Origin of the sequence: Kaistia terrae (assembly GCF_026344005.1) — a bacterium.
Lineage (GTDB): Bacteria > Pseudomonadota > Alphaproteobacteria > Rhizobiales > Kaistiaceae > Kaistia > Kaistia terrae.
In genome coordinates this window covers 135,011-154,941 of record NZ_JAPKNH010000007.1, presented here as the reverse complement: position 1 = coordinate 154,941, position 19,931 = coordinate 135,011, and the positions used below count along the sequence as shown (strand labels likewise).

Below are 19,931 nucleotides of genomic sequence, written 5' to 3'. Positions count from 1 at the left end.
GCGCCCGGTCCCCATGCCGACACCACACCGGCCGGAAAAGCCCTCGCCCGCCTGCGGGAGAGGGTTGGGTGAGGGGCTTGCTTTGGCTTTTGTCGCGGCCCTCACGCACCGCCGTGGTGCGTCCTTCGAGACGGCCCTTCGGGCCTCCTCAGGATGTTGAGGACGGTGGCTGCATAAAGTCGGGAAGGATTGGCATAATGGTCGCGAGGTTGATCTCCCCGACCGTTCTGCCAAATCCCCCGTTCCTCATCCTGAGGGGCTTTCGAAGAAAGCCGTCTCGAAGGACGCACGATCGGAATGCAGCCCGTCCTGCATCACGATCCACCTGGGTGGATTCCGACTTTTCACCTCTCCCTGAGGGAGAGGTCGGAGCGCAGCTCCGGGAGAGGGTTTAGGGAACCATCCGGGGAGGCCGTAAATCCTCACCCGCCGGCCTGCGGCCGTCGACCTCTCCCTCAGGGAGAGGTGAAGAAGGATGCTTCAAAGAAGAGGCAGCCCGCTCTAGACGGCCCCAAAAAGCCCTCAGGCCATCGCGAACTGGTCGTCGAAGGAATAGCCCGAGCCGCGCACGGTGCGGATCGGATCCTTGACGCGGCCGCGATTGACCGCCTTGCGCAGGCGGCCGATATGGACGTCGACGGTGCGCTCGTCGACATAGACGTCGCGGCCCCAGACCCCATCCAGAAGCTGTTCACGCGAAAACACGCGGCCGGGGCTCTTCATCAGATATTCGAGCAGGCGGAACTCGGTCGGGCCGAGATGCAGTTCGCGGCCCGAGCGGCGGACGCGGTGGGTTTCGCGGTCCAGCTCGATGTCGCCGGCCTTGAGCAGCGAGGCGATCACTTCCGGCTTCGAGCGGCGCAGCATGGCGCGCACGCGGGCCATCAGTTCCGGCACGGAGAACGGCTTGACGACATAGTCGTCGGCGCCGGTGGCAAGGCCGCGAATGCGCTCCTGCTCTTCGCCGCGCGCCGTCAGCATGATCACCGGCAGGGTGCGGGTGGCGTCGCGCGCCCGAAGGCGGCGGCACAGTTCGATGCCCGATATGCCGGGCAGCATCCAGTCGAGCAGCAGCAGGTCCGGCACGGTTTCGAGCAGGCGCATCTCGGCGTCGTCGCCGCGCGTCACTACCTCGACAGCATAGCCCTCGGCTTCGAGGTTGTAGCGGAGGAGGAGGCCCAGTGCCTCCTCGTCCTCGACGATCATAACGCGTGGCGTCATTCACGATTATCCCGATAGTGAGCCTTTCACCGCGACGGTGAAAGGCTCCAACTCTTTGTCTATTCGCGCTTTTTCACGCGAACCGGTATCCAGTTCGCCCGAATACGCTCAAGGACCGACGAGGCGTCAGTTCTTCTCGTAGGCGACGGCGGTCGAGCTCGATTCGTCCTGCTTGGGGCGATCTTCGGCAAGGACCTGGCCGGTGACGACATAATGCACCGTCTCGGCGATGTTGGTCGCGTGGTCGCCGATGCGCTCGATGTTCTTGGCGCAGAACAGGAGATGCGTGCAGAACGTGATGTTGCGCGGATCTTCCATCATGTAGGTCAGCAGCTCGCGGAAGAGCGACGTGTACATGGCGTCGATTTCTTCGTCGCGCTTCCAGACCTGATACGCCTGCTCGACGTCGCGCGTCGCATAGGCGTCCAGCACGTCTTTGAGCTGGGCCAGCGACAGCTGGGCCATGTGCTCGACGCCGGTGTTGAAGCGCTTCGACTGGAACTGGCCGTCCAGCGCCATGACGCGCTTGGCGATGTTCTTGGCCAGGTCGCCGATGCGCTCGAGATCGCTGGCGATCCGCTGCACGCCGATGACTTCGCGCAGGTCCATCGCCATCGGCTGGCGCCGGGCGATGATCATGATGGCGCGCTCTTCACATTCGCGCTGCAGGATGTCGAGCTTCTTGTCGTCGGCGATGACGGTCTTGGCCGTCGCCGTGTCGACGCGCATCAGCGAGCCGACCGCGACATCAACCAGCCGCTCGGCCATGCCGCCCATTTCGGCGATGCGACGGGCGACGTCGTTCAGTTCTTCGTCGTAGCGGGTAACAATGTGTTCGGACATGTCGTGCTCCTACCCGTGGCCCGGCCTTAGCCGAAGCGACCGGTGATGTAGTCCTGGGTGCGCTTGTCGGACGGCGACGTGAAGATCTTCGTCGTCTCGTCGAACTCGATCAGCTCGCCGAGATACATGAAGGCCGTGTAGTCGGAGACGCGGGCCGCCTGCTGCATGTTGTGGGTGACGATGGCGATCGTGTACTCGGTCGTCAGTTCGTCGATCAGCTCTTCGATCTTGGCGGTCGAGATCGGATCCAGCGCCGAGCAGGGCTCGTCGAGCAGCACGACTTCCGGCCGCACCGCGATGGTGCGGGCGATGCAGAGGCGCTGCTGCTGGCCGCCGGAAAGGCTGAGGCCGCTGGAGTTCAGCTTGTCCTTGACCTCTTTCCAGAGCGCGCCGCGCGTCAGCGCCGCCTCGACCCGGCCGTCCATCTCGGAGCGCGAGAGGTTTTCGTAGAGGCGGATGCCGAAGGCGATGTTCTCGTAGATCGACATCGGGAACGGCGTCGGCTTCTGGAACACCATGCCGACGCGAGCGCGCAGCATGTTGCGATCCTGGTTCGGGTCGAGCACGTTCTGCCCGTCGAACATCACTTCGCCCTCGGCGTGCTGGCGCGGATACAGGTCGTACATCCGGTTCAGCACGCGCAGCAGCGTCGACTTTCCGCAACCCGACGGGCCGATGAAGGCGGTGACCTTCTTCTCGTAGAGCGGCAGGTTGATGGTCTTCAGCGCCAGGTTGTCGCCGTAGAAGAACTTCAGGTTGCGGATCGAGATCTTCTCGGCCATGCCGGCCGTGTTCATCGCGGTCTGGGTCATTTTTGAGCCTTGGGGCTGAGGAAGGCGCGAGCGACGATGTTGAGCGCCAGCACGGTAAAGGTGATGAGCAGCGCGCCGGTCCAGGCCAGCTTCTGCCAGTCCGGGTAGGGCGACAGGGCGAACTGGAAGATGGTCACCGGCAGCGACGACATCGGCGCGTTCAGATCGGCGCTCCAGAACTGGTTGTTCAGCGCCGTGAAGAGCAGGGGAGCGGTTTCGCCGCTGACGCGGGCAATCGCCAGCAGGACGCCGGTGACGATGCCCGACATCGCCGCCTTGTAGGCGACATGGCGGATCATGATCGAGCGCGGCAGGCCAAGCGCCGCGGCCGCTTCACGCAGCTGGTTCGGCACCAGGTTGAGCATGTCTTCCGTGGTGCGGACGACGACCGGGATCACCAGGATGGCGAGCGCCGCCATACCGGCGAAGGCCGAGAAGTGACCCATCCGGACGACGACCACTTCATAGACGAACAGGCCGATGACGATCGAAGGCGCCGCCAGCAGGATGTCGTTGATGAAGCGGACGACGGTCGACAGCTTGTTGCCGCGGCCATATTCCGACAGGTAGGTGCCGGCGAGGATGCCGACGGGCGTGCCGATGATGACGCCGCCGAAGGTCATGATCAGGCTGCCCCAGATGGCGTTGAGCAGGCCGCCGGACGAACCGGGGGGCGGGGTCATTTCGGTGAACACCGCCAGCGAAAGGCCGCTGAAGCCCTGGTAGAGCAGTGCACCGAGGATCAGCACCAGCCAGGCCAATCCGAAGATGGTGGCGCCGATGGAGAGCGACAGCAGGACGGTGTTGCCACGACGGCGACGGCGGTAGATCGCCTGGGCGGTCGGGCTGGAGACGGCGGAATTGCCGAGTGAAGTGGGGTTGCCGAGAGTGCTTGCCATGATCGCGCGCCTCAATTGCCGGCTTTGACGTTCATGCGCATCAGCAGCAACCGGGCCGCGGCGAGAACGAAGAAGGTGATGACGAACAGGATCAGGCCGAGCGCGATCAGCGACGAGGTGTAGAGATCGCCGACCGCTTCGGTGAACTCGTTGGCGATCGAGGCCGAGATGGTCGTGCCGGGCGCCATGATCGAGGCGGAGATCTTGTGGGCGTTGCCGATGACGAAGGTGACAGCCATCGTTTCGCCGAGGGCGCGGCCGAGGCCGAGCATGACGCCGCCGATGACACCGACGCGGGTGTAGGGCAGCACCACCTTGGTGACCACTTCCGATGTCGTGCAGCCGAGGCCGTAGGTCGCTTCCTTGAGGACCGCCGGCACGGTGTCGAACACGTCACGGGTGATCGAGGTGATGAAGGGCAGCACCATGATGGCCAGGATGAAGCCGGCGGTCAGGATGCCGATGCCGTAGGGCGGGCCGGCGAAGAAGCTGTTGAGGATCGGGATCGGCTCGAAGAACGAGATCAGGTAGGGCTGGATGTTGGTCTGGAAGAAGGGGGCGAAAACGAACAGGCCCCAGATGCCGTAGATGATCGAGGGTATGCCGGCGAGCAGTTCGATGGCGACGCCGATCGGACGCTTCAGCCAGGGTGGGCACAGCTCGGTCAGGAAGATGGCGATGCCGATGCCGACGGGAACGGCGATCAGCAGCGCGATGAACGAGGTGACGATCGTGCCGTAGATGGGCGCCATCGCGCCGAATTTCTCGGTGACCGGGTTCCAGGACTGGGTGGTCAGGAAGCCGAAGCCGTAGGTGGAAAGTGCAGGGATTGACCCGTGGATCAGCGAGATGATGACGCCGCCCAGGAGAAGCAGCACCAGCAGCGCGGCGCCCAGCGTCAATCCGCGGAACGTGGCGTCCCCGGCTCGGAACCGTCGCATGCGTTTCAGCTTGGCACTATCCATGCCGGCGCTGATCACGCCCGTCATCGCAGCATCGACCATGTTGTTTTCCCGGTTCCGCATTGGGAGCCATTTGCTGGAGAGAGAGGGAGAGGGGCGACGCGCCCCCCTCCCGTCCGACCAAACTTAGTTGGGGGTGAAGACCGGCTTGCCGTCGGCACCAAGGATTTCCTTGGCCCAGGTCGCCTTGATCTGGGTCACGACCGAGTCGGGAAGCGGGATGTAGTGCAGGTCCTCGGCCATCTTGTCGCCCTCGGCATAGGCCCAGTCGAAGAACTTGAGGGCCGATGCGACGTCTTCCGGCTTTTCCGGCTTGGCGTGCACGAGGATGAAGGTAGCGGCGGTGATCGGCCAGGAGGTAGCACCCGGCTCGTTCGTCATGATCACGTAGTAGCCGGGAGCATTGGCCCAATCGACGTTCGCAGCGGCGGCGGCGAAGTTGGCTGCATCCGGAGCGACGGTCTGGCCGTCCTTGTTGATCAGCTTGGCGTAGGACATGCCGTTCTGGGCAGCGAAGGCGTACTCGACGTAGCCGATCGAACCCTGGGTCTGGCCAACGTTGGCGGCGACGCCTTCATTGCCCTTGGCGCCGAGACCGACCGGCCATTCGACGGCCGAAGCCGCGCCGACTTCGTCAGCCCAGGACTTGGAAACCTGCGAAAGGTAGGTGGTGAACACGAAGCTGGTGCCCGAACCATCCGAGCGGCGCACGACGGCGATGGCCGTCTCCGGCAGCTTGACGGACGGGTTGAGCTTCTGGATCGCCTCGTCGTTCCACTTGGCAATCTTGCCCTGGAAGATGTCGGCCAGCGTCTGGCCGTCGAGGGTCACTTCACCCGGCTTCAGGCCGGGAACGTTGATGATCGGGACAACGCCGCCGATGACGGTCGGGAACTGGACGAGGCCGGCAGCGGCGAGCTCTTCCGGCTTCAGCGGCGCATCGGAAGCGCCGAACGTGACGGTCTTCGCCTTGATCTGCTTGATACCACCGCCGGAACCGATCGACTGGTAGTTCATGCCGACGCCGGTTTCCTTCTTATACGTGTCCGCCCACTTGGCGTAGACCGGATAGGGGAAGGTCGCGCCGGCGCCGGAAATGTCCGCTGCCTGGGCTGCGTGGATGCCGAGCGCAGAGACAAAGATACCTGCTGCGAGTGCGATGTTCTTGAGTTTCACCTGACGTCTCCCTGACGGGTTACCGGAACTTGCGATCTGTTGCACCGGCCATTGCGACCGGGACGCGAGCGGAACCTAGCCACCGCAGGTAATGGTTCTATGACGGTATCATCACCCTTTTATGACAGTCTAACTGTATGAATTTGCTGGCTTAATATCCGGGTCGGGTGCCTTGGATGTCGAGAATCCGGTATTGAATGCGACAGTGAAGCTGGACCCTTCCCCAGGACGGCTCTCGATCAGCAGCCGGGCGCGGTGCCGGTTCAGGATGTGCTTGACGATGGCGAGGCCCAGTCCCGTGCCGCGCTGGGCATGGCTTGCCTGGATGTCGGCGCGGTAGAATCGTTCGGTCAGACGCGGCAGGTGTTCGGCCGGAATGCCGGCGCCGAAATCGCGCACCGTGATGACCGGGCCGCCCCTTCCGCCGGGCGGCGACAACGCCGTGACCTGCACGCGCTGGCCCAATTTTCCATATTTGCAGCCATTTTCGATCAAATTCTGGAACACCTGCACCAGTTCGTCGCGATCGCCCGGCACCACCAGCGGCGTCTCCGGCAGCTCGGTCTCGATGGTGACGCCGAGGTCGCGCGCAAGCGGCTCCAGCGCATCGACGACGCCGCGGATGACGCCGGTCAGGTCGACCGGTGCCTCGGGTCGCATATGCGCCTTCATCTCGATGCGCGACAGCGACAGCAGGTCATCGATCAACCGGCTCATGCGAGTCGCCTGATCATGCATGATGCCGAGGAAGCGCTCGCGCGCCTTGGTGTCGTCGCGCGCCGGTCCCTGCATCGTTTCAATGAAGCCGGAAAGCGAGGCGAGGGGGGTGCGGAGTTCGTGGCTGGCGTTGGCGACGAAGTCGACGCGAATCTTCTCGCTCACCCGCTGCTCGGTCAGGTCGGAAAAGATCAGCACGATGAAGCCGGCGCGATCATTGTCGCTACCGGCCGGCTCGAGCTCGGAGAACCACGCCGAATACCAGCGCTCGGTCGGGCCGCGCTCGATGAATTCGACCCGCTCGGCCGGACCGCCGGTGGCGACGCGGTCGAAAGCGCCGACGAAATCGGGATTACGCAGGCGGAAGGTCAGCGGATCGCCCGGCCGGATTGGAAAGGTCGCCTCGGCGCGGCTGTTGGCATAGCGCACGACACCGCGACGATCGAGGATGACGCAGGGGTCCGGCAGCGCGTCCGCCATCCGCTTGACGCCGGTTTCGGGCCAGATCGACTTCGCCGGACGGATCGCTCGCCGGGCAGGCGCCATTTCGGGCCGCTGGGTGAAGACGGCGAAGAAGGCGACCATCGTGGCAAGCAGCACGCCGGCGGCAATCGGGTTGAGCTGGTCGATCAGCACGAGGAGAAGCAGAAGAGCGCCCGTCATCACGAAGAAAGCGCGCGCGGCGACCAGTCGCGCCATCACGCCATGCTTCGTGTCACCCGGCATTTCCTCGTCGATCCCGGACCGATTTTCGTCGCTCATTCCGTCTTCCGTTCCCAAGATGCCGATCCGTCATGACTATGCCGGCTCATCATCGCATGTCGTACAGGACAAGCAGATGACAGCGTGGCAATCTCACGCGCAGCGGCTCCTATGTAAGAGATCGGGATCGACATGGCGAATGATGACCAGAAGAAGCCCAAGGTCAGGAACCTGAGGGCAGACTTGAGCAAGCTCGACGAACCGAAGGACGGCAAGGACGACAAGCCTGGCAAGGGCGACAAGCCTGGTAAGGACGCCAAACTTGCCAAGGACAGCAAGCCTGCGAAGGACAGCAGCGACCCCAAATCCAGCAAGGAATCCAAGGACAGCGACGACAGCAAATCCAGCAAGAACGGCAAGAAGGACGACGCCAAGGTGGCGGCGCCGCTGCCGAAGCAACTGCAACCGACCGTTGACGCCGCACCGATTGAAACCAAGCTGGGCAGCTTCGATCTCGATGATCCGGTCCTGCCCGAATGGGTCAGCGACGCCGCCTTTGCATCCGGCGGCTACCCTTATGACAAGTCGATGAAATCCGACAAATATGAAGAGGAGCTGACCGCGCTGCAGATCGAGCTGGTCAAGCTGCAGCACCACGTCATCGAGAAGGGCCTCCGGGTCGTGATGGTGTTCGAGGGCCGCGACGCCGCCGGCAAGGGCGGTGCGATCTTCGCGCTCCGGCAATATCTCAATCCGCGCAATGCGCGCGACGTCGCCCTGCCGAAGCCGTCCGACACCGAGCGCGGCCAGTGGTATTTCCAGCGCTATGTCGAGAAACTGCCGACCGCCGGCGAGATCGTCACCTTCGACCGCTCCTGGTATAACCGCGCCGGCGTCGAGACGGTGATGGGCTTCTGCACACCGGAGGAGCGCAAGGTGTTCCTGGAGCAGGCACCGCTTCTGGAGGCCGGGCTGATCAATGCCGGCACGATCTTGTTCAAGTTCTGGCTCGATATCGGTCAGGAAATGCAGTTGAAGCGCTTCCACGAGCGTCGGCACAATCCGCTCAAGATCTGGAAGCTGTCGCCGATGGACTATGCGGCGCTTGGCAAGTGGAAGGACTATTCGAAGGCGCGCGACTCCATGCTGGAGGAGACGCACACCGACAAGTCGCCCTGGATCGTCGCGCTGGCCAACGACAAGCGCCGCGCCCGCCTCAACATCATCCGCCACGTGCTGGGCAAGATCGATTATCCCGGCCGCGACAAGGATGTCGTGCGCGAACCCGATCCGCTGATCCTGGGAACCGGCCCGCGCTTTCTGAAAAAGAACTGACGACGAACAGCCTCCTTCAGGCGGCGGGTCCCAGAACTCGCGCCTGAAGGCGGCGTAACCTTGCCGAAGTTTCGCCTTCTGGCAGTGTTATCAACGGTTCGTTCACTCTTTTCCGGTCAACCCGAGCGATATGAGCCAACTTCAAACGGTCCTGCGCCGCTCCGTCGCGCATCTTGACCCGTCCGATCACGACGGTCGCGAACGCATGTTTACCAGTGCGCGCGAAGCCATGATCCGGCTGCTGTGGTCGTATGACCCGCCGCTGACGCCGAAGGAGATCGACAGCAAGATCGAGGAATTCGACAGCGTCGTCTCCGCGATCCTTGAGGAAGTGCCCGATTCGGAAGCCGAATCTGCTGTCTCTGACGGCGATGCGAACGCGATTTCGAGCCTGATCACGCCGGAACCCGAGGCGGACGAAGCGCTGGAACCGGAAGTCGGCGACGCAGCCGAACCTGCGCCGTTCTCCGCCAGCATCGCGCTGCCGCCGCGTGAGCCGATCCGCAAGTTGCCCCGATTCCAGCCCTTGTCGCAGATCGGTTCGCCAACGCCCGGCAAGCCGGACACGAACAAGATCCCGGACACGATCCAGACTCGCGACGGGATCGCGCCTCCGGCCGTGCCGGACGCCAACGCCGCCGCCATCGCGGCGCTTGCCGCCTTCGACAGTACGGTCGGCAGCGAGCGGTCGACAGCGACTGCCGCAGGACCCGTCGCGGCGCGCTCGGCCGTCCATATCGGTGGCGAGGCACGTTCGACGCCGCGGGCGGACGAGGACGATTTCGACACCGACGCGACAGATCCCGACGCAGCAGATCCCTACGAGGGCAGCGCCGACACGCTGGACGATTTGCTGTTCGACGTGCGCGACGACGAGCTTTCGCCGGAAGATCCGGCGCCGGACGAAGACGACGCTGTCGAGGAAGACGAGACGGTCGAGGAGGACCTGGACGACGACGCCTCGCAGTATCCAGACGAGGAAGCAACGCCCGATGACGGGCTCGCCGACGACGATCTGGACGCGGACAGGGACGAGCCCGACCGGCTGTCGGCGGAGGACGTGCTTCGCTATCACCGCGAACGCTTCGACGATCGCGTCGTGGTCGCGGTCGCGGACGATGGCAACGACGATCGCACCGACGAGCCGGTTGACGAGGATCGGCTCGATTTGGACGAGGAAGAGCCACGCCGGGGGCTTGGCGAGCGCCTGCGCGAGATGAGCGAAGCGATCAGCGGCCGGATGATCGCCATCCTCGCCGGTGTCGTCCTGCTTCTCGGTGTCGGTGGCGGTGGCGCGGTCTATCTGTTCTCGCGCAGCCCGACGCCCGCGTCGACCGCAAGCCCGGCCGAGACTTCCGAGCCTGTTTCGACGCGACCTACCGATATCGCCGGCATGATCGAGGCGGCGCCGGAGACGCCTGTGCCGGCCCCGGCTGCGCAGCCCGGCTCGACGCCGGCCGAGCCAAGAGCGGCAACGCCTGCCCCGGCGCCGGAAGCGGCGGCTGGAGCGCTGGCTCTCGAAACATTGAACCTGTTCGACGGCCGCGATCCCAGCGTGTTCCAATCGGCGCCGGCCAATCCCGTGCGCTTCGAGGGCGATACGCAGGGCGGTTTTGCACGCGTTTCATCCTCGACGAATTCGACGGGGTCGCGGATCACGGTCGGTCGCGGCGTTTACGAACGCTTGGCCGGGCGGACGATCCGCCTCGTCGTGGTGGCGCGCGGCGCGAAGACCAACCCGGCCAGTACGCTGCGCTTCGCCTTTCAGAACGGCCGCAGCCTCAGTCCCTGGCATGACGGAGCGCTCGGCCCCGACTATGCGCCGCTCTCGTCGGTCTGGACGGTGCCGAAGGAGCGCGGCGGCCCGGAGACGGACGCCGTCCTGATCGAGCCGGGCATTCCCGGCGACGGCACCGCCGTCGACATCAAGTCGGTCCGGATCGAAGTCCTGAAGTAGGGGAAGACCCTCACCAAGCCCTCTCCCGCATGCGGGAGAGGGGGCTCACCGAGCCCGGTCCTTCAGCCTGTCGCAATCCATCACGGCGTCCAATCACGGCGTCGATGCAGGGGCGCGGCCGAAATAGCCCTCGCCCGCTTGCGGGAGAGGGTTGGGTGAGGGGCTTGCTTCCTTGACGAGCTAACCCGCCGAATAACCCTTGGCGACGAGATACGCCACGATCTGATCGGCGAGCGCCTCGCTGTCGCCGGTCGTCGTATCCAGATGGATATCGGCCGCCAGCGGCGCTTCATACGGGCTGTCGATGCCCGTAAAGTTCTTGATCAGCCCTTCGCGCGCCTTCTTGTAGAGGCCCTTCACGTCGCGCTCCTCGGCGACTTCAAGCGGCGTATCGACGAAGATCTCGATGAACTCGCCTTCCTCCACCAGATCGCGCGCCAGCTGGCGTTCCGAGCGGAACGGCGAGATGAACGAGACCAGCACGATCAGGCCGGCATCGACGAACAGCTTGGCTGTCTCGGCGACGCGGCGGATGTTCTCCACCCGGTCGGCGTCGGTGAAGCCGAGATCGCGGTTGAGGCCATGGCGGACGTTGTCGCCATCGAGCAGATAGGTGTGCCGCCCCATCAGGTGCAGCTTCTTCTCGACCAGATTGGCGATGGTCGATTTGCCCGCGCCCGAAAGGCCGGTGAACCAGAGCACGCCGGGCTTCTGGCCCTTGGCCGCCCCGCGCGCCGCCTTGTCGATGTCGAGCGCCTGGCGATGGATGTTGGTCGCGCGGCGCAGGCCGAAACGGATCATGCCGGCCGCCACCGTCTGGTTGGTGAAGCGGTCGATCAGGATGAACGCGCCGGTGGCTCGGTTGTCCTCGTACGCGTCGAAGGCGATCGGCTCGGCAAGCGACAGATTGGCGAAGCCGATGTCGTTCAGCTCCAGCGTCTTGGCGGCGAGCGTCTTGAGCGTGTCGGCTTCGACCCGGTGCTTCAGTTCCGTCACCGCCGCGCCAATGGTGCGGGTGCCGATCTTCATCAGATAGGGCCGGCCGGGCAGCATCGGCTCTTCGGCCATCCAGATCAGATGGGCGGCGAGTTGGTCTGACACCTCCGGCCGCGCTTCGGCGGCAACCAGAACATCGCCGCGTGAAACATCGATCTCGCGGTCGAGGGTCAGGGTTACGGCATCGTCGGTGCCGGCAGAGGCGAGGTCGCCGTCATAGGTGACGATGCGTTCGATCCTGGCCAGCTGGCCGCTGCGCGCGACGACCAGTTCGTCGCCGGGGCGGACGGTGCCGCTGGCGATCGTGCCGGCATAGCCGCGGAACGTCAGATCCGGTCGGTTGACCCATTGCACGGGAAAGCGGAACGGCCGGTCGGTGCCGGGTTCCAGCTCGACGTTCTCCAGATGCTCGATCAGCGTCGGGCCGCGATACCAGTCGGTATTGGGGCTGAGCGTGCTGACATTGTCGCCACGGCGGGCCGAGAGCGGAATGGCGACGCGGGTGGCGAAGCCGTAATGGTCGGCGTCGGCATCGAAGGCAGCGACGATGGCGTCATAGACGGCGCGGTCGTAGTCGACGAGGTCGATCTTGTTGATCGCCAGCACGACATGGCGGATGCCGAGCAGCGAGGCGATGGTGGCGTGCCGGCGCGTCTGGGTCAAAATGCCCTTGCGGGCATCGATCAGGAGCACGGCGACATCGGCGGTCGAGGCGCCGGTCGCCATGTTGCGGGTGTATTGCTCGTGGCCGGGCGTATCGGCGACGATGAACTTGCGCTTTTCGGTGGCGAAGAAGCGATAGGCGACATCGATGGTGATGCCCTGCTCGCGCTCGGCCTCGAGCCCGTCGACCAGCAACGCAAGGTCGATGTCGTCGCCGACCGTGCCGAACTTCTTCGAATCCTTTTCGAGCGTGACCAGCTGGTCCTCGAAAAGCTTCTTGGTGTCGAACAGCAGGCGGCCGATCAGGGTCGACTTGCCGTCGTCGACGCTGCCGCAGGTCAGGAAGCGCAGGATGCCCTTGTCGTCCTGTCGGGCGAGGAAGCTGCTTGTGCCCTCGTCCTCGGCGATGGTCGGGGCGGAAAAAATATCGGCCATTAGAAATATCCCTCGCGCTTCTTCTTCTCCATCGAGCCGGATTCGTCATGGTCGATCAGGCGACCCTGACGCTCGGACGTGGTGGCGAGGAACATTTCGCGGACGATTTCGGGCAGGGTGTCGGCGTCGGATTCAACCGCCGCCGTCAGGGGATAGCAGCCGAGCGTGCGGAAGCGGACGCGGCGGTTCTGCGGGACTTCGCCGGGGAGCAGGCGCATCCGGGCATCGTCCGCCATGATCAACTGGCCATTGCGCTCGACCACAGGCCGCTCGGCCGAAAGGTAGAGCGGCACGATCGGGATTTCCTCGGCGAGGATGTATTGCCAGATGTCCAGCTCGGTCCAGTTCGACAGCGGGAAGACGCGGATCGTCTCGCCTTGTTGGATGCGGGTGTTGTAGAGCGACCAGAGCTCGGGCCGCTGGTTCTTCGGGTCCCAGCCGTGATTGGCCGAGCGGAACGAGAAGATGCGCTCCTTGGCGCGGCTCTTTTCCTCGTCGCGGCGCGCGCCGCCAAAGGCCGCGTCATAGCCGCCGGCGTCGAGCGCCTGCTTCAGCGCCTCGGTCTTCATCACCTGGGTGTAGTTGGACGAGCCGTGATCGAACGGATTGATGCCGGCCGCCTTGCCCTCGGCATTGGTGTGGACCCGGAGTTCGATGCCGAGCCGCTTCGCGGTCTCGTCGCGGAACGCGATCATCTCGCGGAATTTCCACGTCGTATCGATATGCAGCAGGGCGAAGGGCGGCTTGGCCGGATAGAAGGCCTTCATGGCCAGATGCAGCATGACCGACGAATCCTTGCCGATCGAATAGAGCATCACGGGGTTGTCGAAATTCGCCACGACCTCCCGAAGGATGAAGATAGCCTCGGCTTCGAGGCGGCGAAGATGCGGCTGCAATGGTGACGGCATGAAGTACTCCGGACTGGAGCCCGAAACCTAGTCTGGCACCCCCCGTGCCTCAAGCAACCATCATAGCGTATATCGACAGCGTTGGCTTAATCCTTGGCGCGATCCGGCCGAATCTCGCAACCTGATTTCAGCAAACTTGATGGATTTAGTCGTGTTTCGCTAGATCCACGCAAGCGAGCCGCGGGCGACAAACCACGGGTTGGCATAGGCCGAAACGCCGACGCCGGCACCCGGGCCATAGCCGAGCGCGACGCCCTCGATCGTATCGACAGCGCCGCCCGCCGCCCGCAAAATGGCGTCGCCCGCTGCCGTGTCCCATTGCATAGTCGGTCCCATGCGGGGATAGAGATCGGCCTCGCCCGCCGCCATCAGGCAGAATTTCAGCGACGAACCGGCCGCGACCAGCGACGCGCCGGGGAAGCGGGCGATGAAATCGTCCGTTTCCGGCGTGCGATGCGAGCGGCTGGCGAGGATGCGCGGCGGATTGCTTGCCGGATCGGCGACGTGGATCGCGCGGCGCGCACCCTTTTGGAAGTCGACGATGGAGATGTGTTCGGCGCCATGGCCGGCGCGTCCGGCATAGAGATCGCCGCGCGTCGGCGCGTAGACGAGGCCGAGGATCGGCACACCATCCTGCACCAGGCCGATATTGACGGTGAAATCGCCATTGCGGCTGATGAACTCGCGCGTGCCGTCAACCGGATCGACCAGGAAGAATGCCCCGCCAACCGTCGGTATATGCCCGCCGGAACAGGCTTCTTCCGCGACAACGGAAACGTCCGGCACGAGACGGGCGAGATCCTCGAGGATGACGATCTCGGCCAGGCGGTCCGCTTCGGTCACCGGCGAGGCGTCGCCCTTGTGCTCGATGGCGAAGGCGCTGTCATAAACCTGCATGACGACGCGCCCGGCTTTGAGCGTCGTTTCGATCAGGGCTTCGTAGAGGACGTCGTCGAGCAGGTGCATGGTGCCTCGTGGGGCTTGTCGGCGGACACGGTGCAGCAACCGGCCGTCATGGCTGCGGGCTCGTAACCTTTAGCGACGCCCGCGACAAGCGTGGATGCAATCGCGCGAACACGGTAGCCCGGACACGCCGCCGATTGCCAGATGGAGGCGGCGCGGCCATGATCGCGCCGATCAAGAGGACAACCAGCATTTCCGCCCAGTCGCCAAGCCAAGACCGATCCCCGCAAGATCCCGCCCCATATGACCGATCCGCGCGCGAGCCCGATATGCGCCAAGCGATGGATCATCGCGCTCTCATCTTTTTCGCCACCTTCGGGCTCTGCCTTGCCATCCGGCTTTCGACGCTGGGACATCTGGCGTTCTGGTTTGACGAGACGATCACGGCGGATGTTATTGCCGGCACCTGGCCGAACCTCGTCGCCGACCGGCTCGCCAACGGTCATTTCTCGACCTATTTCGCGATTCTGAAAGCGCTGGGGCTGGCCGGGGCGGATGAATTCTGGCTGCGCCTGCCTTCCGCCATCCTCGATAGCCTTGCCGGCGGTCTCATCGCGCTGGTGGCGCAAAAGCTTTCCGGCCGGATCGGCGCGGTGGCGGCGGCGCTGCTCTATGCGCTGTTTCCGGCCCTCATCCAGTATGGCCAGGAAGCGCGGCCCTATGCGCTGATGCTTTTCTTCCTCGCGCTCGCCATCACCGGGCAGATGGGCCTGCTTATGGGCGGCGGTCGACCCGGCCGGCAGGCGATCCTCGCCACCATCGGTACGATCGGCGCGGCGCTGGCGCTTCCCGCCGGCATCATTTCGGTCGCCATGCAGCATCTGGCGCTGTTCGCCTGCGGCTTCAAAAGCTTCGCGCCGCGCGAAAAGCGCCTCTGGATCCGGCACATCGTCGTCACCTGGGCCAGCATCGCCGCTGCCGCCTCCTTTCTCGTTCCGGCCGTCCGCCAACAGGCGGAAAAGCCGGTCGGGCTGATGAAATGGCAAAGCGAGTTGCCCTCCGCGACCCGCATTCGCGAGGCTTTTGGCGAGACCTATGGCCTTGTCGTGCCGCGCGATGTCGATCGTTTCCTGCCGGCCGATTGGGCGACGCCGCTGGCGCTCGCCTTCCTGGCGTTGATGGCAATCGGCCTGATCGCCAACCGCAACCGACCGACGCATCGCATGCTGGCGGTTTCTGCCTTCCTGACGCCGTTGGTGTTCCTGGTGGTTGGCGCATTTTCCGCCACGGCCGGGCGCTATCTGATCGGCATGTTGCCGGCAGCCCTCCTGCTCGCCGCTGCCGGTGTCGCGTCGCTCTTGGCCGACCGGGGCATGCGGATCGCTGTCGGCGCGACGCTGGCGCTGCTGCTCGTCGGGCTGTCGCTGCAGGCGCTCGACATGCTGGTGTCGCCGCGCAAGTTCGATTGGCGGCCGGTGGCGAACTTCCTGCACGACAAGGGGGTTCGCGATACGACGATCCTGACCGATGCGCCGCCCGTCGAAAGGGCGCTGCGCCACTATGCCGGTGCTGCGGATGGAGTGGCTTTCGAGGCCCTCGACCCGGACCGCGAGACCATCGCGGCGCTCTGGGCCAAGGCCGCCGACCGGCCGATCGCCTTCCTGATGATCGGCTCCTATCGGACGATTCCGGCGGCGATTTCGAGGGATGCCACCGTTTGCGCCTTTCCGCTTGGCGATGTGAAGCTGGTGATGGTCGCTCGCGACCTTGGCCTCATCCCGCCGATGCTTCGGGACTGCGATCGGATCGAGTGAGGGGGCACGTTCCCGCAGCGGCAGCGCTGTGCGTCCTTAGAGACGGCCTTCTCCGGAGGCCTCCTAGGGTCTGGCCCGTAATACATGATTGAAGGGAGCAGGCAGTGTTCAACCTCCCCACTGGCGCGGTCCGAAATGCCCTTTCTTCACCTCTCCCTGAGGGAGAGGTCGACAGCCAAAGGCTGGCGGGTGAGGGTTTACGGCCTCTCCGGATGGTTCCCTAAACCCTCACCCGGAGCTGCGCTCCGACCTCTCCCTCAGGGAGAGGTAAGGGGCAATCCGCTCGATGTGCATCAACCTGAGACGGCTTTCGCAGAAAGCCGTCTCGAAGGACGCACGGCGCTTCTGCAATCCCCAACACGGACGCCGGCCGACATTTCGGTCGTGGCCGAAACGTCCTTCGATGACCGCGCGGGCGCGAGCGGCTATTCTGCCGTCATGAGCAATCTCGTCTCCGGCACCACCATCGCGGAAGTCGCCGCCCTGATCGGCGATGTCGCCCGCGGCAACATGCTGTCGGCCCTGATGGATGGGCGGGCGCTTTCGGCCGGCGAACTCGCCTTTCATGCCGGCGTCAGCGCGCCGACCACCAGCGGGCATCTGGCCAAGCTGACGGAAGCGCAGATCCTCGCCGTCGAGAAGCAGGGACGTCATCGTTATTACCGGCTCGCTTCGCCTTCGGTCGCGGCGGCGCTCGAAGCGCTGATGTCGCTTTCGGCCGAGGGCCCGAAGCGGCACCGGCCGACCGGACCGCGCGACGAGGCGATGCGCGCGGCGCGCACCTGCTACGATCATCTCGCCGGCAGGCTTGGCGTCGCCATCGCCGACAGCCTTGTTTCCCGCGACTGGGTCCGTCTTGCCGATGGCGCGGGATTGGTGACGCCGGAGGGCAATCGCTTCCTGTGCGATTTCGGCATCGATCTCGGCCAGGGGGCGGGCCAACGGTCGGGCAAGGGCGCGGGCAAGCGGGCGGTTCAGGATCTTGGCGCTACCGTGGTCCATAGCGCCCGGCCGCTCTGCCGCACCTGCCTCGACTGGAGCGAGCGCCGGCCGCATCTCGCCGGCCGCCTGGGCGCAGCGCTGTGCAGTCATCTGCTGCGGAAAGGCTGGATCGACCGGGTGAAGGACAGCCGCGCCATCGCGGTTACGCCCGCCGGCGCCAGCGGTTTTCTCGAGACCTTTGGATTTAGCCCGGCCTGACGGCGCGCCCGGCTACCAGTCTCGCGAGACAGCCAGGACAAAAACAAAAAAAACGGCCGCGCGCCTCGGGAGGAGGGCGACACGGCCGGGTTTTTGAACTGGCTTTGGTCAGCGCGCGGAGCGCTGAAGCGTTTTCAGGCGAAGCGCGGGGGCGCGGATCGCAGGCAAACGGATGTCAAAGACCAGCGATGGGTCGGCGCGATCAGGCGCCGACGGCCTTCTTCTGGCGACGGTCATGCACGGGCTGGTAAGCGACCCGCGAATGATATTCGCAATAGGGAATGCCGGAGCTGGAGCGCTGGCCGCAGAAGTGGAAATCCTCGGTGCTCGGATCGCCGATCGGCCATTTGCAGGTCTGCTCGGTCAAGGTGAGGATCGTCGCGTGCAGGCTGATCGGAACGACGACGTCGTCCGAGCCGACCGGCCGGGGCATGCGCCGCGGCTCGGGAGCGATCTGGGTCATCGGCTTCAGCACGGTGTTGCCGGCCACGAGGGGCCTGACAGGATTGGGGCGGCCCGTTGTCACGGAACGTCCATTGCTCGCCGTCGCCGGCTTGCGGGTGCGGGCGGCCGGCGTCGACGCCGGCTTGGCGCGACCCGACAGACTCAGCCGATGTACCTTACCGATGACCGCATTGCGTGTTACGCCGCCAAGCTCGGCTGCGATCTGGCTTGCGCTCAGACCGTCTGCCCAGAGCTTCGTGAGCAACTCAACCCGTTCGTCCGTCCAAGTCATAGCGTGTCCTTGTCGGTCGGAGCGATACCCGGAATCCTGTCGCAGTCGTCAGCCGGAATGCCGGACGACCGAGAACGCCATACATGGGTCAGGGGGAGGTACCTGCTCGATATTTCGTGTCTTAACGAAAATTAAGATACTATATAGCGTGACTCGGTGACAAGAGTCGGAGGGTTTCCCGAGGGGCGGATCTGGCTGTTTTCCCCAACTTGAGTCGGACGCCCGATCCGTGAGTCTCGTCAAGCGCTTAGCCGGCAGGCGCCCTATCCAGCGGCGATTTGATTGACACAAATCGTCACCGCCGTGATATAAGGGCAACGCATAAAGGTGCTGCCCGGCGCGTCGGCCTCGGGTGGCACCTTTGATTTTTGAGCACCCGTTTCCGTGGTTTTATCCGAAGGAGGGGATATGAGCGCCCCCGATACCAGCGTCAAAAAGACCTCGACCAGCCTCTATGACACCTTTTCGCGTGCACCGCTCGAGTTCGAGCGAGGCGAGGGGGCCTGGGTCTTTACGCGAGACGGAGACGCCTATCTCGACTTCTCCGCCGGCATCGCGGTGAACACGCTCGGCCATGCCAATCCGATCCTCGTGAAGGCGCTGACCGAACAGGCCGGCAAGATCTGGCACACGTCCAACCTGTTCCGCATTTCGGGCCAGGAGACTCTTGCCGATACGCTGGTGGCGAACAGCTTCGCCGACCGCGTCTTCTTCGCCAATTCGGGCGCGGAAGCGAACGAGGCCGCCATCAAGACGGCCCGGCGCTATCACTATGTCAACGGCCAGCCCGAGCGGTTCCGCATCCTCACCATTGAGGGCGCGTTCCACGGCCGGACGCTGGCGACGCTGGCCGCCGGCGGGCAGCAGAAATATCTCGACGGCTTCGGCCCGAAGGCGGACGGCTTCGACCAGGTGCCGTTCGGCGACATGGCGGCGATCAAGGCGGCGGTAACGCCGGCCACGGCGGCGATCATGATCGAGCCGATCCAGGGCGAGGGCGGCGTCCGCACCTTCTCGAACGACTTTTTGCGCGAGCTCCGGGCCCTTTGCGACGCCGAAGGCATGTTGCTGATCTTCGACGAGGTCCAGACCGGCATCGGCCGGACCGGCAAGCTGTTCGCCTATGAGTGGACCGGCATAGCGCCCGACATCCTGACGGCGGCCAAGGGCATTGGCGGCGGTTTTCCGCTCGGCGCCTGTCTCGCCACCAACGAAGCGGCCAAGGGCATGACGCCCGGCACGCATGGCACCACCTTCGGCGGCAATCCGCTGGCGATGGCGGTCGGCAATGCCGTGCTCGACACCGTGCTTTCCGATGGCTTCCTCGAGCATGTCCGCGAGACCGCGCGCTATCTGACCCAGCGCCTCGGCGGCCTGGTCGATAGCCATCCGGGTGTGATCGACGAGATCCGTGGCGAGGGCCTTCTCATCGGCCTGCGTGCCTTGAAGCCTATCCCTGAGGTTGTCGCGGCGGTGCGAGGCCAGAACATGCTGGTCGCTGGCGCCGGCGACAATGTCCTGCGCCTGCTGCCGCCGCTGAATATCGGCAAGGCAGAGGTCGACGCGGCGATCGACAAGCTCGACGCTGCCTTTTCCGCAATCGAAGCCGATGCCGCGAATGCGGCACGGCAATCCGCCTGAGCGGACGGGAC

At 64.7% G+C, this 19,931-nt stretch carries 16 protein-coding genes; 5 read left to right on the top strand and 11 right to left on the bottom strand.

Features of this window, described 5'->3' with window-relative positions:
* Window positions 1-522: 522 nt before the first annotated feature.
* The 7 genes from phoB to OSH12_RS19030 all read right to left on the bottom strand — a co-directional run bounded on the left by phoB (window position 523) and on the right by OSH12_RS19030 (window position 7,392).
* Entirely contained in the window at window positions 523-1,221 is a 699-nt protein-coding gene (gene phoB / locus OSH12_RS19060) for a phosphate regulon transcriptional regulator PhoB (protein ID WP_266345190.1), read from the bottom strand.
* A 126-nt stretch (window positions 1,222-1,347) separates the two neighbouring features.
* Window positions 1,348-2,064, bottom strand: a complete 717-nt coding sequence (gene phoU, locus OSH12_RS19055) for a phosphate signaling complex protein PhoU (protein ID WP_266345189.1) — start codon at window positions 2,062-2,064, stop codon at window positions 1,348-1,350.
* A 26-nt stretch (window positions 2,065-2,090) separates the two neighbouring features.
* The gene (pstB, locus tag OSH12_RS19050) at window positions 2,091-2,876 is read right to left on the bottom strand and encodes a phosphate ABC transporter ATP-binding protein PstB (protein ID WP_266345188.1); all 786 of its coding nucleotides are present in this window, start codon (window positions 2,874-2,876) and stop codon (window positions 2,091-2,093) included.
* Complete coding sequence (pstA, locus tag OSH12_RS19045) at window positions 2,873-3,775, bottom strand: phosphate ABC transporter permease PstA (protein ID WP_266345187.1); 903 nt, start codon at window positions 3,773-3,775, stop codon at window positions 2,873-2,875. The genes pstB and pstA overlap by 4 nt, the downstream gene beginning before the upstream one ends.
* A gap of 11 nt (window positions 3,776-3,786) precedes the next feature.
* On the bottom strand, window positions 3,787-4,740 hold the full coding sequence (pstC, locus tag OSH12_RS19040; protein WP_380224977.1) for a phosphate ABC transporter permease subunit PstC: 954 nt from the start codon (window positions 4,738-4,740) through the stop codon (window positions 3,787-3,789).
* 123 nt (window positions 4,741-4,863) lie between these two features.
* Entirely contained in the window at window positions 4,864-5,913 is a 1,050-nt protein-coding gene (pstS, locus tag OSH12_RS19035; RefSeq protein ID WP_380224906.1) for a phosphate ABC transporter substrate-binding protein PstS, read from the bottom strand.
* Between the two features lie 129 nt (window positions 5,914-6,042).
* Window positions 6,043-7,392 carry an ATP-binding protein gene (locus OSH12_RS19030; protein WP_266345186.1) on the bottom strand — a complete coding sequence of 450 codons (1,350 nt, stop codon included), beginning with the start codon at window positions 7,390-7,392 and terminating at the stop codon, window positions 6,043-6,045.
* A gap of 375 nt (window positions 7,393-7,767) precedes the next feature.
* On the opposite strand from OSH12_RS19030, the gene ppk2 reads away from it, so the two are divergent.
* Window positions 7,768-8,667, top strand: coding sequence for a polyphosphate kinase 2 (ppk2, locus tag OSH12_RS19025; protein ID WP_266345327.1), 900 nt, complete (start codon window positions 7,768-7,770; stop codon window positions 8,665-8,667).
* A gap of 130 nt (window positions 8,668-8,797) precedes the next feature.
* Window positions 8,798-10,624, top strand: a complete 1,827-nt coding sequence (locus tag OSH12_RS19020; protein ID WP_266345185.1) for a hypothetical protein — start codon at window positions 8,798-8,800, stop codon at window positions 10,622-10,624.
* A gap of 180 nt (window positions 10,625-10,804) precedes the next feature.
* Here OSH12_RS19020 and cysN read toward each other — a convergent pair whose 3' ends face one another.
* The 3 genes from cysN to cysQ all read right to left on the bottom strand — a co-directional run bounded on the left by cysN (window position 10,805) and on the right by cysQ (window position 14,592).
* Complete coding sequence (gene cysN, locus OSH12_RS19015; RefSeq protein ID WP_266345184.1) at window positions 10,805-12,718, bottom strand: sulfate adenylyltransferase subunit CysN; 1,914 nt, start codon at window positions 12,716-12,718, stop codon at window positions 10,805-10,807.
* Complete coding sequence (gene cysD, locus OSH12_RS19010; protein ID WP_266345183.1) at window positions 12,718-13,626, bottom strand: sulfate adenylyltransferase subunit CysD; 909 nt, start codon at window positions 13,624-13,626, stop codon at window positions 12,718-12,720. The genes cysN and cysD overlap by 1 nt, the downstream gene beginning before the upstream one ends.
* 159 nt (window positions 13,627-13,785) lie before the next feature.
* Window positions 13,786-14,592, bottom strand: coding sequence for a 3'(2'),5'-bisphosphate nucleotidase CysQ (gene cysQ, locus OSH12_RS19005; RefSeq protein ID WP_266345182.1), 807 nt, complete (start codon window positions 14,590-14,592; stop codon window positions 13,786-13,788).
* 266 nt (window positions 14,593-14,858) lie between these two features.
* On the opposite strand from cysQ, the gene OSH12_RS19000 reads away from it, so the two are divergent.
* Window positions 14,859-16,343 (top strand): glycosyltransferase family 39 protein, encoded by a 1,485-nt coding sequence (locus OSH12_RS19000; RefSeq protein WP_266345181.1) that lies wholly within the window; start codon window positions 14,859-14,861, stop codon window positions 16,341-16,343.
* A 438-nt stretch (window positions 16,344-16,781) separates the two neighbouring features.
* Window positions 16,782-17,543 (top strand): ArsR/SmtB family transcription factor, encoded by a 762-nt coding sequence (locus tag OSH12_RS18995; RefSeq protein WP_266345326.1) that lies wholly within the window; start codon window positions 16,782-16,784, stop codon window positions 17,541-17,543.
* Window positions 17,544-17,745: 202 nt separating this feature from the next.
* On the opposite strand, the gene OSH12_RS18990 is transcribed toward OSH12_RS18995, so the two are convergent.
* Complete coding sequence (locus tag OSH12_RS18990; RefSeq protein ID WP_266345180.1) at window positions 17,746-18,279, bottom strand: GcrA family cell cycle regulator; 534 nt, start codon at window positions 18,277-18,279, stop codon at window positions 17,746-17,748.
* A 408-nt stretch (window positions 18,280-18,687) separates the two neighbouring features.
* On the opposite strand from OSH12_RS18990, the gene OSH12_RS18985 reads away from it, so the two are divergent.
* Window positions 18,688-19,920: an aspartate aminotransferase family protein gene (locus OSH12_RS18985; protein WP_266345179.1), complete on the top strand. Its 1,233-nt coding sequence runs from the start codon at window positions 18,688-18,690 to the stop codon at window positions 19,918-19,920.
* Window positions 19,921-19,931 lie beyond the last annotated feature (11 nt).